The organism is Bradyrhizobium canariense (genome assembly GCF_019402665.1).
In the GTDB taxonomy this organism is placed as follows: Bacteria; Pseudomonadota; Alphaproteobacteria; order Rhizobiales; family Xanthobacteraceae; genus Bradyrhizobium; species Bradyrhizobium canariense.
In genome coordinates, this window is sequence record NZ_VSST01000048.1 from 64013 (window position 1) to 83750 (window position 19738).

14 protein-coding genes and 1 pseudogene are annotated in these 19738 nt (G+C 57.3%); 11 read left to right on the plus strand and 4 right to left on the minus strand.

Annotated elements, in window-relative coordinates:
• Positions 1-276: 276 nt before the first annotated feature.
• From FXB41_RS25240 to FXB41_RS25250, 3 genes are all read left to right on the plus strand, one after another.
• A complete protein-coding gene (locus FXB41_RS25240) occupies positions 277-2604 on the plus strand; it encodes an AAA family ATPase (protein WP_219683591.1) in 2328 nt (775 codons plus the stop codon).
• A 78-nt stretch (positions 2605-2682) separates the two neighbouring features.
• Positions 2683-4674, plus strand: a complete 1992-nt coding sequence (locus tag FXB41_RS25245; protein ID WP_219683592.1) for a hypothetical protein — start codon at positions 2683-2685, stop codon at positions 4672-4674.
• A 168-nt stretch (positions 4675-4842) separates the two neighbouring features.
• Positions 4843-6312: an exopolysaccharide biosynthesis polyprenyl glycosylphosphotransferase gene (locus FXB41_RS25250; protein ID WP_246649157.1), complete on the plus strand. Its 1470-nt coding sequence runs from the start codon at positions 4843-4845 to the stop codon at positions 6310-6312.
• Between the two features lie 69 nt (positions 6313-6381).
• Here FXB41_RS25250 and FXB41_RS25255 read toward each other — a convergent pair whose 3' ends face one another.
• The gene (locus FXB41_RS25255) at positions 6382-6750 is read right to left on the minus strand and encodes an H-NS histone family protein (RefSeq protein WP_219683593.1); all 369 of its coding nucleotides are present in this window, start codon (positions 6748-6750) and stop codon (positions 6382-6384) included.
• Between the two features lie 718 nt (positions 6751-7468).
• Here FXB41_RS25255 and FXB41_RS25260 point away from each other — a divergent pair.
• Positions 7469-7852 (plus strand): H-NS histone family protein, encoded by a 384-nt coding sequence (locus FXB41_RS25260; RefSeq protein ID WP_219683595.1) that lies wholly within the window; start codon positions 7469-7471, stop codon positions 7850-7852.
• A gap of 70 nt (positions 7853-7922) precedes the next feature.
• Here the strand turns inward: FXB41_RS25260 and FXB41_RS25265 are convergent, their stop codons facing one another.
• Both FXB41_RS25265 and FXB41_RS25270 read right to left on the minus strand, forming a co-directional pair.
• The gene (locus FXB41_RS25265; RefSeq protein ID WP_219683596.1) at positions 7923-8999 is read right to left on the minus strand and encodes a nucleotidyltransferase family protein; all 1077 of its coding nucleotides are present in this window, start codon (positions 8997-8999) and stop codon (positions 7923-7925) included.
• Positions 8986-10278 (minus strand): serine/threonine protein kinase, encoded by a 1293-nt coding sequence (locus tag FXB41_RS25270; protein WP_246649159.1) that lies wholly within the window; start codon positions 10276-10278, stop codon positions 8986-8988. Before FXB41_RS25270 ends, FXB41_RS25265 begins: the two co-directional genes overlap by 14 nt.
• A gap of 978 nt (positions 10279-11256) precedes the next feature.
• Between FXB41_RS25270 and FXB41_RS40980 the strand changes: the two genes are divergently transcribed.
• The 7 genes from FXB41_RS40980 (at position 11257) to FXB41_RS42175 (ending at position 18753) form a co-directional block, all read left to right on the plus strand.
• Entirely contained in the window at positions 11257-11472 is a 216-nt protein-coding gene (locus FXB41_RS40980; protein ID WP_246649160.1) for a hypothetical protein, read from the plus strand.
• Positions 11473-13773: 2301 nt separating this feature from the next.
• Complete coding sequence (locus FXB41_RS25275) at positions 13774-15231, plus strand: coiled-coil domain-containing protein (RefSeq protein ID WP_219683597.1); 1458 nt, start codon at positions 13774-13776, stop codon at positions 15229-15231.
• Positions 15232-15354: 123 nt separating this feature from the next.
• Positions 15355-16374 carry a TAXI family TRAP transporter solute-binding subunit gene (locus FXB41_RS25280; RefSeq protein WP_219683598.1) on the plus strand — a complete coding sequence of 340 codons (1020 nt, stop codon included), beginning with the start codon at positions 15355-15357 and terminating at the stop codon, positions 16372-16374.
• Positions 16371-16931: a hypothetical protein gene (locus FXB41_RS25285; protein ID WP_219683600.1), complete on the plus strand. Its 561-nt coding sequence runs from the start codon at positions 16371-16373 to the stop codon at positions 16929-16931. Before FXB41_RS25280 ends, FXB41_RS25285 begins: the two co-directional genes overlap by 4 nt.
• Positions 16932-16965: 34 nt before the next feature.
• The gene (locus tag FXB41_RS25290) at positions 16966-17562 is read left to right on the plus strand and encodes a DsrE family protein (protein WP_219683602.1); all 597 of its coding nucleotides are present in this window, start codon (positions 16966-16968) and stop codon (positions 17560-17562) included.
• Positions 17563-18033: 471 nt separating this feature from the next.
• On the plus strand, positions 18034-18330 hold the full coding sequence (locus FXB41_RS25295; protein ID WP_219683603.1) for a hypothetical protein: 297 nt from the start codon (positions 18034-18036) through the stop codon (positions 18328-18330).
• Positions 18331-18465: 135 nt separating this feature from the next.
• Entirely contained in the window at positions 18466-18753 is a 288-nt protein-coding gene (locus FXB41_RS42175; protein ID WP_446479884.1) for a DUF7662 domain-containing protein, read from the plus strand.
• Between the two features lie 191 nt (positions 18754-18944).
• Here FXB41_RS42175 and FXB41_RS42030 read toward each other — a convergent pair.
• Positions 18945-19238: pseudogene (locus FXB41_RS42030) on the minus strand (hypothetical protein); the annotation flags it as partial.
• Positions 19239-19738: the final 500 nt, after the last annotated feature.

The following is a 19738-nucleotide window of genomic DNA, read 5'->3' on the forward strand; positions in this document are numbered from 1 at the left end:
TCGAATTTCCGAGCACCTCTGCGGGGAGATTGCTATTTCTGACGTGAACCGAGGAACTGCAACCTCATTGAAATTTAGAAATAACTCCGAACGCACGAAATCCTTGACTTTTCTTAGAACTAGCGTGCCTCATCACCGCGTCGACAATTAATATCCGATTATAATTCAATTTGGCAACCGATTTATAATCGTATATATAACATTTAATTTCACGTCTATCTGACACGGCCTTTCGGCCCGAGATTCGACTGCCAGTCCACCCTGACAGGGAACCCGATGCTACAAAGCAATCTTGTACAGACCGACAGAACAGGTCTTCCGTTCGAGACGCGGTCGCAGCCCGATCAAACAGAGGGCGGTATCGGCGATCTCATCAAATTCGGATTCGCGTTTCTACGGCGCCAGTACATGATGATCATCGTCATCACTGGGCTCGCTATCGCGACTAGTATGCTCTACCTGCGATTGACGCCGCCAACTTACAGCGCGCAGGTTCAGGTTTTGCTCAGCAATCCTCGGGCACAGTTTGTCCAGCAACAGTCAATTCTAGCGGAGCCGGCTTTCGACCTCAACCAAATCGAGACGCAGCTTCAGCTTCTGAAATCGAGGGCCACGGCCGCTGTTGTCCTCGAACGGTTGAAGTTGGCCGACGATCCGGAGTTTAGCGGATCCGCGCCCTCTTCTTCCTTGTGGCAACGACTTCTGGCGCGGGTTTCGCCTCCGCCCAAGGATCGCCCATCCGATCCAGAGCGCCAGCCCTCGGAAGCGACCATCGACACATTTCTCGTCCGGCTCACAGCGATCCGTGTCGGCTACAGCAACGTTATTGAGATCAGTTTCAATTCGAGTAGCGCCGATCGAGCAGCGGAGATCGTCAATGCAGTTGCCGACGCCTACATTGCGGCCCAGTTGGATACGAAATTCGAGGCCAATCGCAAGGCTACGGCCTGGCTGCAGGAGCGGCTGCGCGATCTTGGAGAGCAAGCGCTGACTGCCCAACGCGCCGTCGACGCCTACAAGACCCAACACAACATCATTTCGTCCGACGGAAAGCCCATTGGCGAGCAGCAGATCACGGATCTCAGTGCCCGCCTGGCTGTTGCCCGCGCGCAGACCTCAGAGGCGACTGCCAAGTTGAGTCGCTATGAGAGCCTTCTTAGCTTCGATCCAGCGAAACCGTCGCCGGTTGGCAATCTGGACGCCATTGGTGCCGATGCAACGAACAGTCAGATCATCACCGTTCTGCGCCAGCAGTATCTTGAGCTCGCGAGGCGAGAAGCCGAGTTGTCAGCGCGGGTCGGTCATGATCACTTGGCAGTCGTAAATATCAGGAATCGGATGCGCGAATATCGCAACTCTATCCTTGAAGAGGTCAAGAGGCTTGCCGAGATCAGTCGAAGTGAATTCGAGTTTGCCAAACAGCGGCAGCAAGAAATTGAGAAGCAACTCGCGAAGGCAGTGTCTCAGTCGCAATCGACGAACTCAGCTGAACTGACGATCAAGGATTTGGAAGGTCGGGCAAAGACTTTGCGGAGCCTCTATGAGAGCTTCCTGCAGCGGTACATGGGCTCTGCGCAGCAGGAGACGTTCCCGATTTCGGAGACGCGGGTGATCTTTCCCGCCTCACCGCCGCAGAGCAAGAGCAAACCGAACACAAACTTGGTGCTGGGCCTCGGAATTGTCGGGGGCCTTGCGCTTGGCATAGCCCTTGCTTTTCTGAGAGACGTGATGGACCGGGTCTTTCGTACCTCGTCACAGGTTGAGACCACATTGGAATTGCCCTGCCTGTCTCTCGTCCCTTTGCTGCCGGCCTCCAAAACGCCGAAATCCGCAGCTCGAGGTGCGTCAGCAGATGAAGACTTGCGGCAACGAACAATTTCGAACGTTCCGGCAATTCATCGCACCGTTGTCGGGATGCCCCTGTCTCGATATACCGAGGCTATCCGTTCGATCAAGCTTGCTATCGACCACAGTCCAGCTAAGGGCCCCAACCAAGTCATCGGCATCACGTCAGCCCTGCCGGACGAAGGTAAAACCACGATTGCAGCCTCCGTCGCGCAACTCATCGGACAGAGTGGCAAACGGGCTATCATGGTCGATTGCGATTTGAGAAATCCCTCGCTCTCTGCCAGAGTTGCTCCAAAAGCTGCCGCCGGTATCGTCGAAATCGCGAATGGCAGCCGCTCGCTTGAGGAAACAATCTGGCGAGATCCAGAGACCAACCTGGCATTCTTGCCGGCCGTGCGTTGCGGAACTCTGTATCACACCAGCGAGATCCTATCCGCCGATACCATGTGCAAGCTATTCGAACGTTTGCGACAAACTTACGATTACGTCATTGTGGATCTCCCGCCTCTGACACCTTTGGTCGATGTGAGAGTCACCACGCCATTCATCGACTGCTACGTCTTGGTCATAGAATGGGGCCGGACGAAGATCGATGTCGTTCAACACGCGCTGCACACAGCGCCAACTATCTCGGATTCACTGCTCGGCGCAGTCCTTAATAAGACTGACATCAGGGCAATGGCCCGATACGATGCTTACCGAAGCGACTACTACAGCAACAGCCACTATACCCGCTATGGTTTTTCCGACTCTTGAGACCGGCCTTTCTTTCGACGCTTCATCCAGAGCCGACTGCCGGAGCTTGCGACCCACCACGTGTTTGAGCGCCGCCCCATGTTCTCCGCGTTCGTAGCCACCGCTTCCACATTCGCAATGGTTGGACCCTTACAGATTTTGGGAGCTGTATCGGCCATTCTGGCGGTGGCCATGTTCGCGATCGCTATCTTGATACCAGCTCCCGCGCTGACCCAGTTAGCAAGGCTGCTGCGACCCGTGTTCATCATCACCCTCGCCGCGCCGGCGCTCTGGATGATTCTTCAGGTCATTCCGATCCCAGTGCGCGAGTTTGGTAATCCGATCTGGGCAACCGCGGCGGCGGCCTTGAACGAACCACTTGCTGCTCGACTCACGGTGGACGTCCACGCAACTATGCTGTCGCTCGCTCAGTATATCGCTGTCATCGCTGCCGCGCTCATCACCGCACTCGTTGCTCTGGATCGAGAACGCGCGGCGCACTTCCTGTATGTCTTCACATCAATCGGCGCCTTCGTTTCAGCATTTCTGGTCTCGAGAGCAATTAGCAGTTTCGCTATCACGTCTGCGGGCGAGCAGTCTCGCACTCAGACGAATGGCTCCGTCGCAGCCGTACTCGGGGCCCTCCTCGCCGCCGGGATTGCCATTCGTGCGGCCGATCAGTTGCTGCGCCGCCCGCAGCCGCGACGTTCCGCCGTTGGCGCAATCATCACTCTGACAGGCGCTATTCTTTCATTGGCTGTCTGCACGGCGGCGATCCTTGCTTCCTCCGATGCCGCGATCGCCGTGGCTACTCTCATCGGAGCTGGAACCCTGGTCGCCGTGTACTCTATCCGCAAATGGTTCTTCGGTGTCTGGGGAACAGCCGGTGTTCTCGCCACCGCTGCAGTCATTCTTCTCGCAAGCTACACAGTCATTCCAATCAAGAGAGATACCGACGTACTCATCGCCTTGTCGACCCAGAACCAGACCGCGACTGAAAGGATGCTGCAAGATACCGGTCCCACCGGATCCGGTGCGGGCGCATTTCAGGCACTTCTGCCGATTTATCGAGACATTGGCATGAGCGCAATGCGCGAACGGCCGACGGTAGCCGCCGCAATTGCGGTCGGGATGGGTCGGCCGTTCCTTTATGGGCTAATGGCCGTTTTCATGCTGGTTGCCTTCATCCTGTTCAAACGATCTCTGTCGCGGCGTTCTGATTACATATACGCAGCCGTGGGCGCCGCCACTTCGGTGTCACTGCCGATATTGGCGCTTGCAGAGGGCGGCGCGACTGATTTGGCCTCCTCGTTCCTGGTCGCGGCACTTTATGGAATGGCTTTCGCCCAGAGCCTCCCGAGTGCGCCTCATAATGCCGGCTCCCTGCATGCCCGAGAGCTTTCGGATAGGCTCCCTGATCGATCTGTGAAAGATTGGCAAGCTCTCACAATATTCGGCGAGGGCATATGGACCCGGGCTGCACTGGTGTCGATCGGAGTGGTGTTGGCCACTCAAACGGCGTGGATTCTATCAAACCGCTGGCATTTTGGTGGTGCCTTTCCGATCGAAGCAACCAGCACCAGCGATGCGTCGAGGGGCAAGAAGTCCGAGGCGATGTCGATCGGATGCTCGGGATGGAAATTTGCGCAACTGAAGACGCCGGAGGCTGCAAATTCCAGTTGGCATTGTAGTGCATCTGCCTCGCAGATCTTTGCGGACGCATTGCGTTACTCGCCGTTGCGGGGCGATCTATGGCTCATGCTTGCAGCCATGTCGAAGGAGTACAAGTCGACCGGGTATGATGTCGTGGCCCTCCTGAAGTTGTCATACTACACGGCACCAAATGACCTCGACCTGCTGCCGCTGCGACTATCCATCGCTCTCGGCACGAGCGCCGCGGTAAGCGAGCCCGAACTGCGCGATCTGATAAAGCGTGACGTCAAGATAGCCCTCACGACCCGACCTGGTCTCAAGCCGGCCATCACGGCCGCCTATCAATCGGCCTCGGTTGACGGAAAGGCCTTTGCCGACAATCTCATTTCCGAGCTGGATCCGGGCTACCTGCAGAGCATGCGCGTACGGCGTCCCTAACGCGGCCGCCTCCCTTACCGAGAATAATCCGGCATGTGGAGCGGGATAGGTCGCATGAGCTCTGTCTGGGCAGGCATCCTGCATTAATATTCGCAGCGACGCATTTTTAACTTGATCCAATTAATAACTTAATAATAAATTAACTACTTATTTCCGAGTGCCGCCGCTATGAATTTCATAAACCGACATTTCCCTGATCAGGAAGATACGGACCGTATCGGCCAGGACCCGTCCGTATCCCGCCAGCACAAATGGCCCCTCCGTTACGACTCGATCGAATACGTGGCGCTCTGCGCGGATATCGCGACCATTCTTTTAGCGAGCGTTCTTTCGACTTGGCTGTGCCAGGCTTGGAATGGGTGGGCTGCAGGCGACTTAAGCAACGCACTTGGCCTGGCGCTAGTCAGCGCAACATGTCTCGTTTGCCTATTGAAGACGCACGGCCTTTATCGGCCAGCCGAGCTTCTCGTCCTGCGAAGTCAAATGCGCGCCGTCTGGATTGCATGGGCGTCATTGTTGTTCCCGATATGGGCCGGGTACGGCTTTGCAATTGGTTCGGGCTTTTCTCACCAAGCGGGCACACTTTTCGCTGTCCTGGGCCTGGGCTTGCTTATGGCCGAGCGGTGGGGAGTGAGAGCGCTTCTCGGGAAGGGCTTGAGCGGCAGAAAATTCGCCAGCACAAACATTGTTCTGGTCAGCGACCAGCCGCTATCGAAAAACGCCGGACTGTCTGAAACGCTGGCGATGCATGGCTATTGTGTCCGAGGCCGGTTCAGCTTGCCCCCAATCGGCTTCAGTCCTGCCTGTCGAAGGCGGCTCACGGCTCGCATGATCGACTACATTCGCAGCTCCGAGCTCGACCAAGTGGTGGTGGAAGCGAACCCGGAGCGATGGCCCGAACTTCGGGCCTTCGTTGCCGACTTACGGGTGTTGCCGCTGCCGGTTGTGTTCGTGCCAGTCGGTACGACCTCCGAATTGCTTCGACACCCAACGCGAAGCCTTGGAAGTGCGGTTTGCGTTGAACTCCAGCGTGGGCCGCTTACGCAGCTGGACTGTGCGACCAAACGAATCATTGATCTTTTCGGCGCCGCGCTCGCCTTGACGATATTTGCCCCGCTGCTTGTGCTGGCCGCACTTGCAATCAAGCTGGACTCGCCCGGCCCCATATTCTTTCGACAACAACGCTGTGGTTTTAATGGCCGGATCTTCCTGATCCGCAAATTCCGGACGATGCATGTACTCGAGGACGGACCCGCGATCCTTCAGGCCCATCGCCTCGACCGACGCGTTACCCGCGTCGGCAAATGGCTGCGTCGGACAAGCTTCGATGAACTGCCACAGCTGTTAAATGTTCTCGACGGCAGCATGTCGCTGGTAGGTCCGCGTCCTCATGCCCTGGCTCATGACGGAGAATTTGACAAGCTCGTGCGGAACTACGCCCTACGCCGCAGGGTCAGGCCAGGACTGACCGGATGGGCCCAAGTCCATGGCTGCCGCGGTCCAACCCCCACAGCCATTACGGTCGAAACACGCGTACAATACGATCTCTGGTACATCGACAACTGGAGCCTTCGGCTTGATCTCGTAATCCTGCTGCGAACTCCCCTCGAAGTGCTGCGGGGACGCAACGCCTATTAGGCCCACAGGATCACGTGCACTGCGGCGGCCATTTAACCCCAGCCACCCCGTCGAACAGTGCAGATCAGGTTACGCGCGCTGACGAAGCTTCGGACTTGCATCTCCTATGCGAAAGTCCTCAATTCTCCGGCCAGACTTCACGGCAGCAACCAACCACCGCGGCCGCTTGCCGCGCCCCGACCAGGTCTCGGAGGTCTGGGGGTTCCGGTATTTCGGCAGCACACGCGGATATTTGCGTCTCGCCTTGACAGTCGGAGACACTCCCGGTCCGCTTGAGTCCGCCAAAACAGCCACCCCGCCCCCGAGAACCGCCAAGCGCTTCTCCAGTTCGTGCTTTTCTGCCTTAATCCGGTCCGATAAGATCCCGCTAATTTCCTCATGAAGCGACCAGAGATCGTCAAGGGACATTGATTCTAACTCGAGTTTCTTAGCTGGCATGCTCGCACCCTGTAGTTGCGCCAAACTTAATATGCCCCGAATCGACATTAATCAAGATGGTGAACTCGATTTACCCAACAAAATGTATGGAACCGTACTTAAATCCGCATCCCAGATAACTGCGTCGCAACAATCAATCAAGCCGAAACAATGGGCTATCCGCATAATTTAATTGCGGAACGGGTAAATTTCACACGTCCAGCGGGCAGCCGTGGGACCATTCAAGCGAACCGATGTGACGGGATCACATCGAGCGCCGGTACAAGTCATCTGCACCACAATATTCTCGATGAATATGGTTGGCGCGTAGGCGGCCCCTCGTTTTGGGCAATTTCGTTCTCGAACGCCTTCGGATATGCGCAAGCGGGCGCCAACCAACTCAATGTCCGTCACCCCAAACCGCCCATGCTCGATTTGAGCTCCAGGTCCCGAATGTCCGAGGGTAAAGCCGGGGGAAGATGCTCCGACTGTGCCGCCAAGAGGAACTCGATCGAGATCTTCCCGTTTCTTGCTCTGCGGCAAGTCATTGATCTGCCTATCCCCATTAATAAAATAACCCTCGCCACAATCAATTAAATAATATATTATTTATTCATTGTCGCGTCGATTTGAAACACTGACTTTGGTCCATCGTTGATTCGGGTGCTGGGGCAATAATTGCTCGAAAGCTGAGGATGACAGATGGATCAGGAGTCAGTCGAACGGTGACGAGAATGCTATGCGTCGGCAAGATCTCGAAGCCATGGACTTTGAGGAACTTTGGCTCCTTCACGAAGAGCTAACAAAGATACTTGCCGAAAAGATCACAGTCGAGAAGCGAGAGCTCGAAAAGCGTCTTGCGCAACTCAACCAGCCGGATCAATTCGGTGAAGCTGAACGCCGGGCCGCCAACGCTGGAACGAGCGAGCCGCCGCGCCGCAAATACCCGAAAGTCGTGCCAAAATACTTCAATCCACTCCGCCCGACTGAGACTTGGTCGGGGCGTGGTAAACAGCCGCGCTGGCTAGTTGCCGCGCTCCAATCGGGGCACACGCTCGAAGAGTTCAGGATTCGCGAGAACGATGCGTCGTCCGATCGGAATGCCGGTGGACAAGGGCATTAACTCCGCGCAACTGCAGACATGTCGTTTGCTAAAACTGTTTGGCCTTGAAGGCGTGCGAGCGTTGCTGGCTTTACACCTTTCCGACACGAACGGCGGTGGCGGCCCTCAACAGGAACTGTAAGGTATCCGTTCTTGGCACGGACCACAATCCAGGCCGGCGCATGCCGGTTTGCGTGCAACCAGAGGTCGCCTCCCGCCGGTAGTTTCTGAGGTCCAGGACCGTCATTGCGAGGAACGGCACACGTGTGGCCGGAAAGCGCGCTTGCATTAATTGTCGCATGAACTGCAGACGAGGAATCAGCCGGGTGCGCATTGAGCGCGGGATATCGACCCCAAGCAGCGCAGCAAGGGCGAGCAGTTGGGTTTCGACCGCGTTTTTCATCAGTTCGCCCGAGACATGAGAGGCAAGTTCTTGCCAGTCCAGCCCTTCGGAATCATTCAAGTCGCGCAACTCAACCAGATGTCGCAGATCGAGTTCGCCAAGCCAGTAGCCGTAGTCTTGAAACTGATCGTGGATGATCAACATCAGCGCTCGATAAGTGGGCGTCGGGACGTACACGCGTCCCCGCCCCAGTGGCGCGGGGACGCAATGGTTCAGAGCATGTCCAGAGCCAGCATAGAGGTGCGCGGGGCCTGGGGCGGTCCGCTGCAGATCGATGGTTCCGACATCCCGCGATCGACTTAGCTCGACATACCACTTCCCGCTTTCGGGCCGTGCTTGATCGTGAATTTCATAGCCAATTGCACCCAGAGCGGCGACCGCCCTTTCAGCTTCGTCCGGCACGACCATGATGTCCAGATCGGACATCAGCCGAACTCCTCGCCGCTCGACAGGTGCTGTGGCTAGCGTTGCCGCACCTTTGAGCAACACCGGGGTAACTCCCTGGCTGTTCATCGCAATGACAGCCTCTTCCAATTGAGCGGCCAACCGGTCGTTGCGCAGCACGTTTCGGCGATGGATCTGGCGGATATATGTGCACACGTCGTCCGGCAGCACCGATGCAAATTCATCGACGAAGTCAATGAGCGCAGGCGTCGTCAACGTCTGGTTTGCGAGCCCGATTACGGAGGTCCAGTCCACTTCGACGGGCGGCAAGCTTCGCAAGCAATTGCAAAGGCTTGTCAGTGCCGCACTATGCCTTGTCATTGCACAAGTCCATCAACAGCTCTCGAGCCTGCGCCGATTCCGAATAGGCAAGTTGGAATGATCGTGCGCCCGCAACAATCCGCTTCAAAGCGAAAAAGCCGGACTGCGACAGCTTCCCGTCTGCGGCAAAAGCGCCCTCAATCAGCCGCTTGATCGAATCAAGCTGATCCAGAGGGGTCAGCTCGACGGGGCCGCTTGCAACCCGGTTCAGAAAGATGATCCAGTTGGCAGAGAGGCTCCCATTGTGCGCATCCGGAATCGGCAAATACCGCACTTCGGCGCCATCGGACCGGCGGTGCGTCACGTCGTTCCAATCGCCATACAGTCGGGATAGCAACCGCCACGATCCCTGCTTGAGGGTGAGGGCAAATGGGATGCCGCAGATCGTTCCGTCAGCCCCAATCAGCGCAACATCATCGCCGGCATACTGAAATCCAGCGTCTACCAGTTCTAGCGCCAGCGTCGACTTGCCGGCTCCCGGTTGGCCGCACAGCAGCAAGCCCCTGCCGCGCTTTGCAAGAGAAGCGGCGTGGAGCGCGAAAGCCCACTGATTGCTTCGGATAAGTCGCTCGGTGATGTGAGCTTTGATTGTAGGGGCCAGAGCTGCGGCTTCACATCTTTGGATGCTCGCGTCATTCCCGCGGAAGAATACCCGATCGCCGAGCATCATTGTCTCGATCGCAATATCCTCCTCCTCGCCCTCGCCGCTGTCGTCCGTAACACAAAACAGCGAAATCAACTGTTGCGAGAGGTCCCGATTTGCAGCCCGGACGCTGATCCTGCGCTGACCAAGAACCGTTGAGAAGGCACAATCGGCCGACATTCGCCAGTCCAGATCGAGCACCCCTCGATCGATCCAGACGTTCATCGCCTGCCACGTGAACTCACGCGCTGTGCGCTCGCCAACGCCTAGCTGCCCGAGCTCCTGATGGACGTCTTCCAAAGAAGCGCCTTGTGCCAACTTGCACCAAATGAATGCCCCTAGCTGGTCCAACTCATAGAGCTTCTGCCTTGTCTCGCTAAAAAGCACCAATCGACCTTCCAACAGCGCGAAGACTGCACCCGCGGCGGGTCTCAACACCATCTCTGCCGATGTTTTTTCCAGCACGGCTATGCCCGATATCAACGATGTCTGTCTCGCCGCCGTGTCGACGGGGTGGCGAGAATATCCTGCAATGTACTGTCCGCGGCGCGGTCGAACGAGCTGCAGTTGCCGAGGAAATTCGGCTTGATCGCCGTGCAGCAGCGGCGCAAATCCACATTCAGTGCGGATGCACATCGCCTGACTGAGCTTCGTTTCGAATGACCATACGGCCCCGGGTCACGCCGCCAGCTGACCCCCCTCGTTCACCCCAGATGGAGAAATATTCAACACTTGTCCTCCGAGAAAGGTCGCCGGCGCGGTCAAGCGGTGAGAGTCCAGCAGATAGCGGTAAACTTCGCGAGCAGCACTCCGCTCTCGTAGAACGCGCTCCCTCTCGCTGATGCTCGCTAGTTTCTCGCGCATTTGAGCCAACTGCTTCGCAGCCGAGGTGGAGTTGCGCTTCTTCTGGACTGATTCCCGCATCGTCTCCTCCGACCAAAAAAATGACGAAAACAGCTTACGTCATTGACAACAATTAACAACGAGATTTATATGATCTCAATACAATCAATATTTATTTCATGTTTGAACCGGATGCAACCATTCAAATACCAAGAAGCGGGCCCTGCATCGAAATAACAGCCGACCGAGAACAGCGTCACAGAAATCGCCGCGATGATCTTGGCCTCCTGTGTGCAGGACAGAAAAAATAAAACTTGACGAGAGTCGCAAACCGGACCGACAGCGCAAGGCTTAATTTGCAGGATTAACTTCTAACGAAGAATATTTCGCTGACGAGAGTGGAGTGAAACCGGTGATCGAATTAGCCAATTTGCCCATCACGGGCGACATGATCGTCTTCGTCGCGAGCGGCATAGCACGCGCAAAACTCCCACCCGCTCAGATTGGCCCATTTTCGGTGACGCCCCAGGAGCTTTCGAGAAACGCATAATCAACGCCCGCGCTGCCGAGCCAAAGAGCGGCGGCGTCCAAGGAATCGCTCAAGCAGCGATCCGGCCGGTTGGAAAAACGTCGTCACGAGCAACCCGCCCTGCTCGAACAAGCACTCCCAGTGTGCGATGCCCCCCAAGTAACCCGCACTGAGATGACGACGCACTCCAGCCGGCCGGTTCTCTTTCGTTCAACAACGAATAATTTCCTAGGGAGGCTCGCATGGGAATGATCATGGTCAAATGTCCGCAAACCGGTCGCGCGATTCCTACCGGTATTAGGTCGGACCGTGAGGCTTTCCTGCGGAGCGTTGTGTTTTATGGCAATACTCGTTGCCCGGTCTGTCGCGCCAATCACAACTGGTTCGCTCGCGAGGCCTGGGTCGATGAGCCGGTCGTGCGGCCCAGGGAGATATTCGAGGAAGCGCCGCTGTGCTGATGCGTAGCGGGCTTCGGTATAGACGCGGAGCCGAACTTACTAGCATTACACGAATTTGGGCCGACCGCCTCATTTGGCGCCGCGTGTGCGGAGTTGACCTGTTGCGGCATGGCTGCCGCACCGGCTGGGAACTCGTCTTGGTACGGACTGGATGCGCTCAATCATGGCGCAGCGTTCATCCAGATTCCTGTCTTGGCGGCTATTTTCTGCCAGGACTTACTGGAGGAATGCGAAATATTTTGGCCTATCGTCGTAAAACGAACTGACGCCCTCATGAACCGTAAGTTAAGCGTCACACCGGCGGGTCGGCGCATACTAACACTTCCGATCGCTTATCCTACAAGGGCCTGTTTCGGGGGTATTGTAGTGAGTAGTGGGGTTTGCAGCCGCTTGGCTGTTCTGCGTCAAACGGCGATGGAGCTCGTTAGCCTGCTTGCCCAATTGCAGAGGCTACGAGAGCAAGTGCGAAGGGCGGAAGGGCGAAGCCTCGGAGACAGCGCGAGATTAGGGCCGGCGTCACGGATGCGTAGGCGCCGGTTTGGGACGAGTTGCCGCACGCGGATTCAATAATGATGGCGAGCGGCGCGCGTAATTTTAGTGAACTCGAAGACGATCGTTTCACGGATCGACCTTGAAGCCTCCGATAACCCTTTGGCACAGCTCCAAGCCGCCCGATCGCTCCCCAATGAGGCGTGCGCGCAGCGGAGTTTCAAGGCAGGCCGATGCGAGTGAAGGCTCTGTGCCAGGAAAGTGCTGCACTTGGATCCGACGTCCCTTTCCGGCTCTGACCGAGATCATCCACGAGCGGCATGCTGCGGATCATGTCCCGCACCTGAGTTGGTTTAAGCCTGACTTTGTATCTGTTTTTAGTTTTATGAAGCAGCGCTTCATCTGAAAGACAATTTGAAAGCAAAGCGAAGGTCGTTCGCGTCAACTCGTTTCGGCAGCCGCGCCATCGAAGGCAAATTTAGTTATTTGGCATAATCATAATTAATATGACGCAAAACGGAAAATAAGGTGAGGGAAAACTAATGGGAGGAGTAGATGGAGACCGTACGCCGCTTGCGCGCGATGGCGTCGCTGTGCCGACAGACTTCTGCGCATCATCCTGATCGAAGCTGGAAGCTTCTCGCCGAAGCTGAGTTCTGGGAGCACTTGGCCAATGACATGCTTCGCGAGCATTTCAAACAATGCACGGCTGGCTCCTCGCTCCGACCGATCGGACATGATCCGAATGCCGCGGAATCGAGCGCTCGCATAACCGCGTGAATGCCCTCGCCTAGCCCAAATCCCGCTCGGCCGTGTGCCGGGCGTCAGTTCTCTTCAGGGCGCCCCATGGAGAACCAAGCCCTGCCGGCGCCTTCGTCTGGCGGCGCGCAGACCTGAGCAGGGACGCCAAAGCGCGCTCGGTTGCCCGGCTCGGTCCGCTCAGACTACCGAGTTCTGTTTTCTGGGTAGGGAATGCGCTTATGCGAAACTGTCGTTCGCCGTTGGACTTGCACTTTGGCGTCCAGCACTTTTTCCCCAGCTCGTGCGGCGCGCGGCCGGCTCACCTGGTCCGAAAGGCTGGAGCCCCTACCAACCATTCCAGCGATATTTCCGTCGACCTTCGCTGCCGGTATTTTTCGGTTAGGTGACGGTCCAACGATCATCTGCTCCTCGTTGCTCGTGCCGGTGCCAATAGCTCCGATCGGCAGACCATTTTGAGCGTGGCCAGCGCCGGCATTTCTTTTGGCCTGCGCCGCCGCCCGCGACTTCGACGTTGAACGTCCGGGCTGTTGGTTTGACTGGTGCGGTTCAGGTTTGCACCGATACCAACGTCTCGTGTCCCCATTCCTGGAGGCGCTGATGGACCAGGGTTGGCGCTGCTCGCATTTGTACCCATGCCAGTGTTGGCGCTGCCCGTGCACGTGCCCGTCCCGGTGCCGGCACCCGCGGAGCCCGCCACTGCGCCGCCTCCTTGGGCCAGGGCCAGCACAGATAGGATTCGCTGGAGCATTGGACGATCTCCTTCTCAACCGACCAGCCGCATCAGCCGCAAGTTTAATTAACGATACAAACCATTGAATAAACGATAATATGGGTTTAATTTGCCTATGGATAAACTGAATTGAGAAACGGATTGGCACATTAATGTCGCGGATGCGGGCACAAGCGCCGATGCAGGCAGGGTTGGGCCTTGGATCGCCCGTTCGCCGCGCAGACGTGTGGATTGCTTCGGATTGCGTTCGTAGCTGTGCGCGCACCTGCGCAACAAGGTCGGCGTGGGTTGCACCGACTGTGCTGACGGTAATATCGGTCTTGACGATACCCGTTCTCGCGCAGCAGCCAAATCGCCCGGCGAGCGACGCCCATGTCATGGCGACGCACGTGCGCGGCGAGACCGGCTCGGGAGGGTGGCGCGCGGCGCAGCTGAAACAATCTGCCGACACGACACTCCTGAAGCTCGCACAAGCCACAATCAGCAATACCGAGCGATCACGGCAAGCGCTCGCCGCAGAACAGGAGAGGATACAGGCCCTTGCTGCTGACCTTCGAACATGCCGACGGGAGCAGGATACCGTGCTGGGGCTATTGCAGCATGCACGCGAGCAATGGACCAGCATTGCGGAGGCCACCGAGAATGAAACCGATAAGCTGCAGCAATCGGTCCGGGAAGAGCGATTGCACACGCAGCGTCTAGAACGGGAACTTGCGAAGGCGCGCAACGATCTCGAAGTGCAAGCACGGCTAAGCCGCGAAATCGGCACCGAGGGTCGCGAACCCGAACACCCGGCACAGAGTGATCCGAGAGAGCTGCAACAAGCTGTCGAGCGAGAGAAAGATCGGGCAAACCGGCTGGAGCAAAATCTGACAGCCGCTCATCACGACCTGGAGACCCAGTCGGCAGAGATAATCAGACAAGCCGCAGAGATCAGTGCAAAAGAGGCAGCGGAGGCCCAGGTACAGGCAAGCCTCCGACAGGAGCACGATCGTACCAAACAGCTGGAGGAGACGCTCGCGACGACGCGAATCGAGCTCGACAGCCGATCCCAGCAGATCGCGAAGGCAACCGAAGAAACGGTGCAGACGATGCGAACAGCGGAGAATACCTCGGCTAAACTGAAACTCTCATTAAGGGAGGAGCACGAAAGAGCAGATGCGCTGGCGCAAGAGCTCTCGTTGGCGCGTTCCAAGCTGTTCGCGTATGAAGCGCAAGCTGCGGCAAACGATGATCGAGCCGAACAGTTGAAAAAGCAGCTCCGGCGAGAATGCCACCAGTCCAGCCGAGATGAGCAAGAACTTGCCGCAGCGCGCCCGAATGTCGGACCGTGGCTACCCGCCGGGGTGTCGGGTCAAGGCGGAGCCGGCAATTCGCCAACAAGGGAACTGCTTCGAACACTGCTGGTGGGATCGCCGCAGCCGCCGCCCGCGCAATCCGCGCGAGAGCTCGTGGTCACAGCAGCCGAGCCGAAGGCGCCACCGCCGGTTCTCGGGAACGAGCAAGCCGCCGAGCTCGCGCGATTGATCGGTCGCGCAACCGGATTGCTTCGACAAGGCGACATTGGCGCGGCGCGAATCGTCCTTGAGCGTGCTGCTGAATTAGGGAGTGCACCGGCAAGTTTCGCGCTCGCCGAAACATATGATCCGAGCCTGCTTGCAAAATGGGGCGCGAGCGGAACGCGCGGCGACACGTCCAAGGCGCGAGAGCTTTACGCCAGAGCAGCAGCCGGAGGGGTCAAGGAGGCAAAGGAGCGGTTCGACGCACTCGGTCATTAGTAGCATCGGTCAGACAAATGGTCGTGCGATGTATCGACCTGTCAGACGAAACTTAAACTTACGTGTTGAAGTGAAGAGCCCAGCGGACAAAACAGAATAGACGTTCCTAGGGGAGCCGGATCGATGAAGCAGCTGGTTGGAATACGCTCTTGGTTTCTCCTCATCGTGATAGCCGCTCCGCTTCTGATCGTGGGCTGTTGCCTGGCAATGGCCCAGCAGACTTCGCGGGCGCGTGCGGATCATGCAAGGCCGGAAATTGCGGCCATGAACGATTGGACTGTTGGAATTGCCGGAGGTCTGCTGGAAGGAGCTCCCATTCGGCTTGCCGCGGAAATGGCGCGAGTGGCCGATGATGGAACGGACCTCCACGTGCTGCCCATCGTGACCCGTGGCGCGACCGAAAACGTCAATTCGCTGCTGTATTTGCGGGGCATTGATGCAGCAATCATCAATTCCGACGCACTTGACGAGTACAAGAGCCAAGTGCCGGACATCCAGCGACGGATCACCTATGTGCTCAACCTATTTCCGTCTGAACTGCACATATTCGTCAGGCCCGAAATTCAGGGCTTGAGTGATCTGGTCGGAAAGAAGGTCAATTTCAACACCCAAGGTACCGCCGCAGCTTATTCGGGCCCGCTGATTTTCAGCCGGCTTGGGATCGAGGTCGATAAGGCATTCATCCCCCATCAGGTTGCGATGGAACAAATGCGCAGGGGTGAGCTGGCCGCCGTCGTTTTCATAACATCGAAGCCGGTGGACGCATTCATACGTGGTCGTTGGGAGGCCGGCTTCAAGTTCCTGCCGGTCCCCTACGAGAGCAAGTTCGAAGATTATTATCTGCCATCTTGGCTGGACTCGGCTGATTACCCGAACTTGATCAGGCAGGGGGAACGCGTGGCAACTATTGCCGTTCCAACCGTGCTGGTCGCTTTCAATTGGCCGATCAAATCCAATCGCTTTCATCGTGTGGCGCGCTTTGTTGACCGCCTGTTCTCGCGGATCGACAAGCTGCAGGAGCCCGGTTTCGATCCGAAATGGAAGTCGATCAACTTGGCGGCGACGGTCCCTGGCCTGACGCGCTTTCCCGCGGCGCAGGCCTGGCTCGATCGTCTGCCGCGTTCGAGCCAGGCGGCACAATGACGTTCACCCTGATCGCTCTCGTCGTGACGCTCGCGATCGCAAATGACCTCGCTCGGGCCCGACGCGCCGAAGACCCTATGGCGCCGGTTCGCGTCTCGGATCGGCCCGCAAATGGAGTCGGGGCGTGGATCGTCAGCGAGACCACCTCGCCGGTTGATTATTCATCGATCATCAAGGCTACGCTACCATCTCGAGGGGGCAGCTCCGACGCCCCCATGAACCTGTCGATACGGTGTCGCGGCGGCCTGACCGAAGTGTTGCTTGATGGAGCCGGCTTGTCAGGCCGCCGCGAGGACTACACTCTGTCCCTGCGCATCAATGATGATCCACCTTTTCAGGTCTCGACAATCACGTCGGCGCGCGGTGTCGCGCTTGAAAGCGATGTCGTTCGCCTTTTGCAATCGATCCCCGGCCACAGCGAACTTTCTGTGCATGTGTCACGCCGGACGGAGGCCGGCGCCGGTGCAGTGTTCGCTCTCGATGGTATCGAGAACGTGCGTGCAAAATTGGCGGCAACATGCAAATGGCCACGCGCGATCGCGAAGCCCAACAATTGATCATGAACCTCAGCTTGCTTGGAGAAACAACAGAATGCCCACATTTCCGAAGATTATCGCAGCGATGATCGCGACAATCATCTCGCTCCTGGTCGGGCTGTATAATTCCGCGGCACAGGAGGCTCTCCAGCTCCCGGCACAGACTAGTTGGCCTGCCGCCTCAACACATAGCGCGGCAAGAACGCACGCGAGTTCATCGGTGAGGGACGCGACGCAAAAACAATTTAAGCTAGCGCGCATCGCGCCACCGTCTGCTGCCAAGAAAGAGCACCGCTTAATCCTTCAGGTCAACACAAGCGACTCCGCATCAATGAATCTTGCACTGAACAATGCACTCAACGTCGCGCAATACTACAAGGAGGTTGGTGAAGGGGTGAAAGTTGAGGTGATTACCTTCGGCCCGGGCCTCCATATGCTCCGCGATGACACGTCGCCGGTGAAAGCGCGAATCGAGGAAATGGCTCTGAGCACGCCGGAAGTATCATTCAAAGCCTGTGGAAACACGCAAGAGAAAATGCAAAAGGCCGAAAATAAAGACATTCCGATCGTTGCCCACGCCCAAGTGGTGAGGTCGGGCGTCGTTAGGGTGATGCAGTTGCAGGAGCAGGGATGGACCTACGTCAAGCCATGAAATGGCGACCAGACAATGCCTATCGAGCGCGAGGTGCCGACACCCCGATCGAGTGGGTCGCCGCAGCCGATGCAAATTGAACTGACCTCGATCGGGGACAGATCTATCGCGCGCTATTCACTGGGCAGCACCAGACCGCCTGTCTGATCATGCGCACGAGAGCGACTTCGGGAGAGGGTTGAGCGAACATCGGTTCGTCTCAGTCACTTGCGAGGTCTGGTAGCAATTTTGCGGGGCAGCCCCTGGCCCGCCCATCCTACTCGGCCGCCTGCTAAGGTCGATTGTCCCGTAACAGCATAAGGTATCGGAGACGCAGCACGGCGCGAGCTGTGACGCACGGTGCTTCGATTTACGTCAGTTCTGATGACCTCTTTTTCGGAGGCAAGCGATTAAATTCCACTGGATTTTATTTTGTTAACACGTCAGATTTCTAGACTTAAAGCGAGTCGATTTTACGTTGGGGGATGTTAAATGGCAAAACCTGCCGTTTCCCGTAATACCTTTCGAGGGTTATTCGCTTTTTCTGCGAAAGATGATCACAACCACGATGGCGAATACTGTGTGTTGAAGCTGTTTGGATCCGCTCAAGACATTCCCGTTCGGCTGCTACAGCGATTGTGGCACGAAGCTGATCTACCCGGCGCGGAAGCCATCGCCAGCACCCTGGAGCCGCCCACCCGCGAGATCGTAAATGGTCGTAAACGCTATGACCACGCCAGCGACTTTCTCCACGTGCTGCTGAGAGACCCAGAGCTAAGGGAACACTGAAGAGACGTCGCTGCGTCAGGCTCCGCGAGGTCTTGCAGACTTGAATGATAATGCCTTTTGCCTCGGCGCTCTACATGCACCAGACTGCTATTCCAATGCCGGGCAGCCGGCCCATTTTGTCGACATAGTGCTCGCATGCCGAGGTCGATTTACCAGCCATTGCATGAAAGGCTGCGAACGGAGAACGGTCAAAGTCTCCGCCTGACCTTTTCAGAAATTGAAGCGATCTTGGGGAAGCCTCTGCCGAAATCAGCTTACACCTTCACTGCGTGGTGGAGCACACTGAAGAGAGCAGGTCCTCAAGCGAGAGCGTGGATATCCGCTGGTTATCGTGTCCGAGTCTCAATGAAGCACCGCATCGTCGAATTCTATCGCTCTGATGTGGACACCAATGATCCTCATGGAACGCCCAGGCTGCATTGACGCTTCCCATGATGGCGGACCTATCAACCTCGGTGTTCGGGACCAACTGCGAGAACAAGCCGGCGCAGAATCAAGTTGCAACTTCAGGGCCGCAGCGAAAACTGCTGCGGCCCTGTCTTTGAGCGGAAGCCGCGAGCCGGATGCTCCGGAACGTGGCGAGAAATATCTAATGGGAACGCTGCGCGATGGCCCTAGGCCGCATGGGGGTTGACGATGGTGTACCCTCGCAGGGAGCGCGGGTGAATTCGCGTTGCGTGCCCACCTGAGTTGGCATCGTACGCCTTCCAGATGTCACCGGCGATGTGCTGTTCAAGGACGAAGACGTGCCCACGTCGCGCGGCAACCATTCCCGGTGCTGGCGAGGTGCGGGGAAAGCGCAGCCAATTGGCTGCGAGGTTCAGTTCCGGTACTACCCGACCAAACACTCGGATCGCCGCACCACACCCGCAGAACGATCGAGGGCAACCGGCCGGACGACCGCTGACGATCTCACTACTTGAGGCCCCTGAGCTGGCCACAGACATCCGTAGGCTAGCAACCGCGCTTCGCTGCAGGCGCGGTGCCGGTCTCGTGTATCTCTGCGCCTGCACCAGCGAAGATGAAAAGTCGCATGGCATAATCACGTTGCATTCAGGCGGCGAAGCGGCGCGCAAGGGGCGCGCTTCACAAGAAATGGATGTCGCAAAAGCGAGCAATAAAGCTACGACTACTCGATTGAACATGCAGGACTCCGGGTTAATAGCCCCTGCCCCGGTGCGCAGAAAGCGCGTTGTAATTTGGCGAAATTAAGCCGCCGAAACAGAATTAAATGAAATTTTGAGACCAAATTGCGGATTCCGGGGATTGCGGCCAGGGATTCCGATTGAACGCGACCATGCATTCCGATCGAAGGCGGCCACCTGTTCCGACGAAGGCGGCCGGAGTGTCGTTGCCGGCATGAGGAGTTGGGTCAGGTTTTCTTGGCTGCGTCAAGATTGGCGCGCTG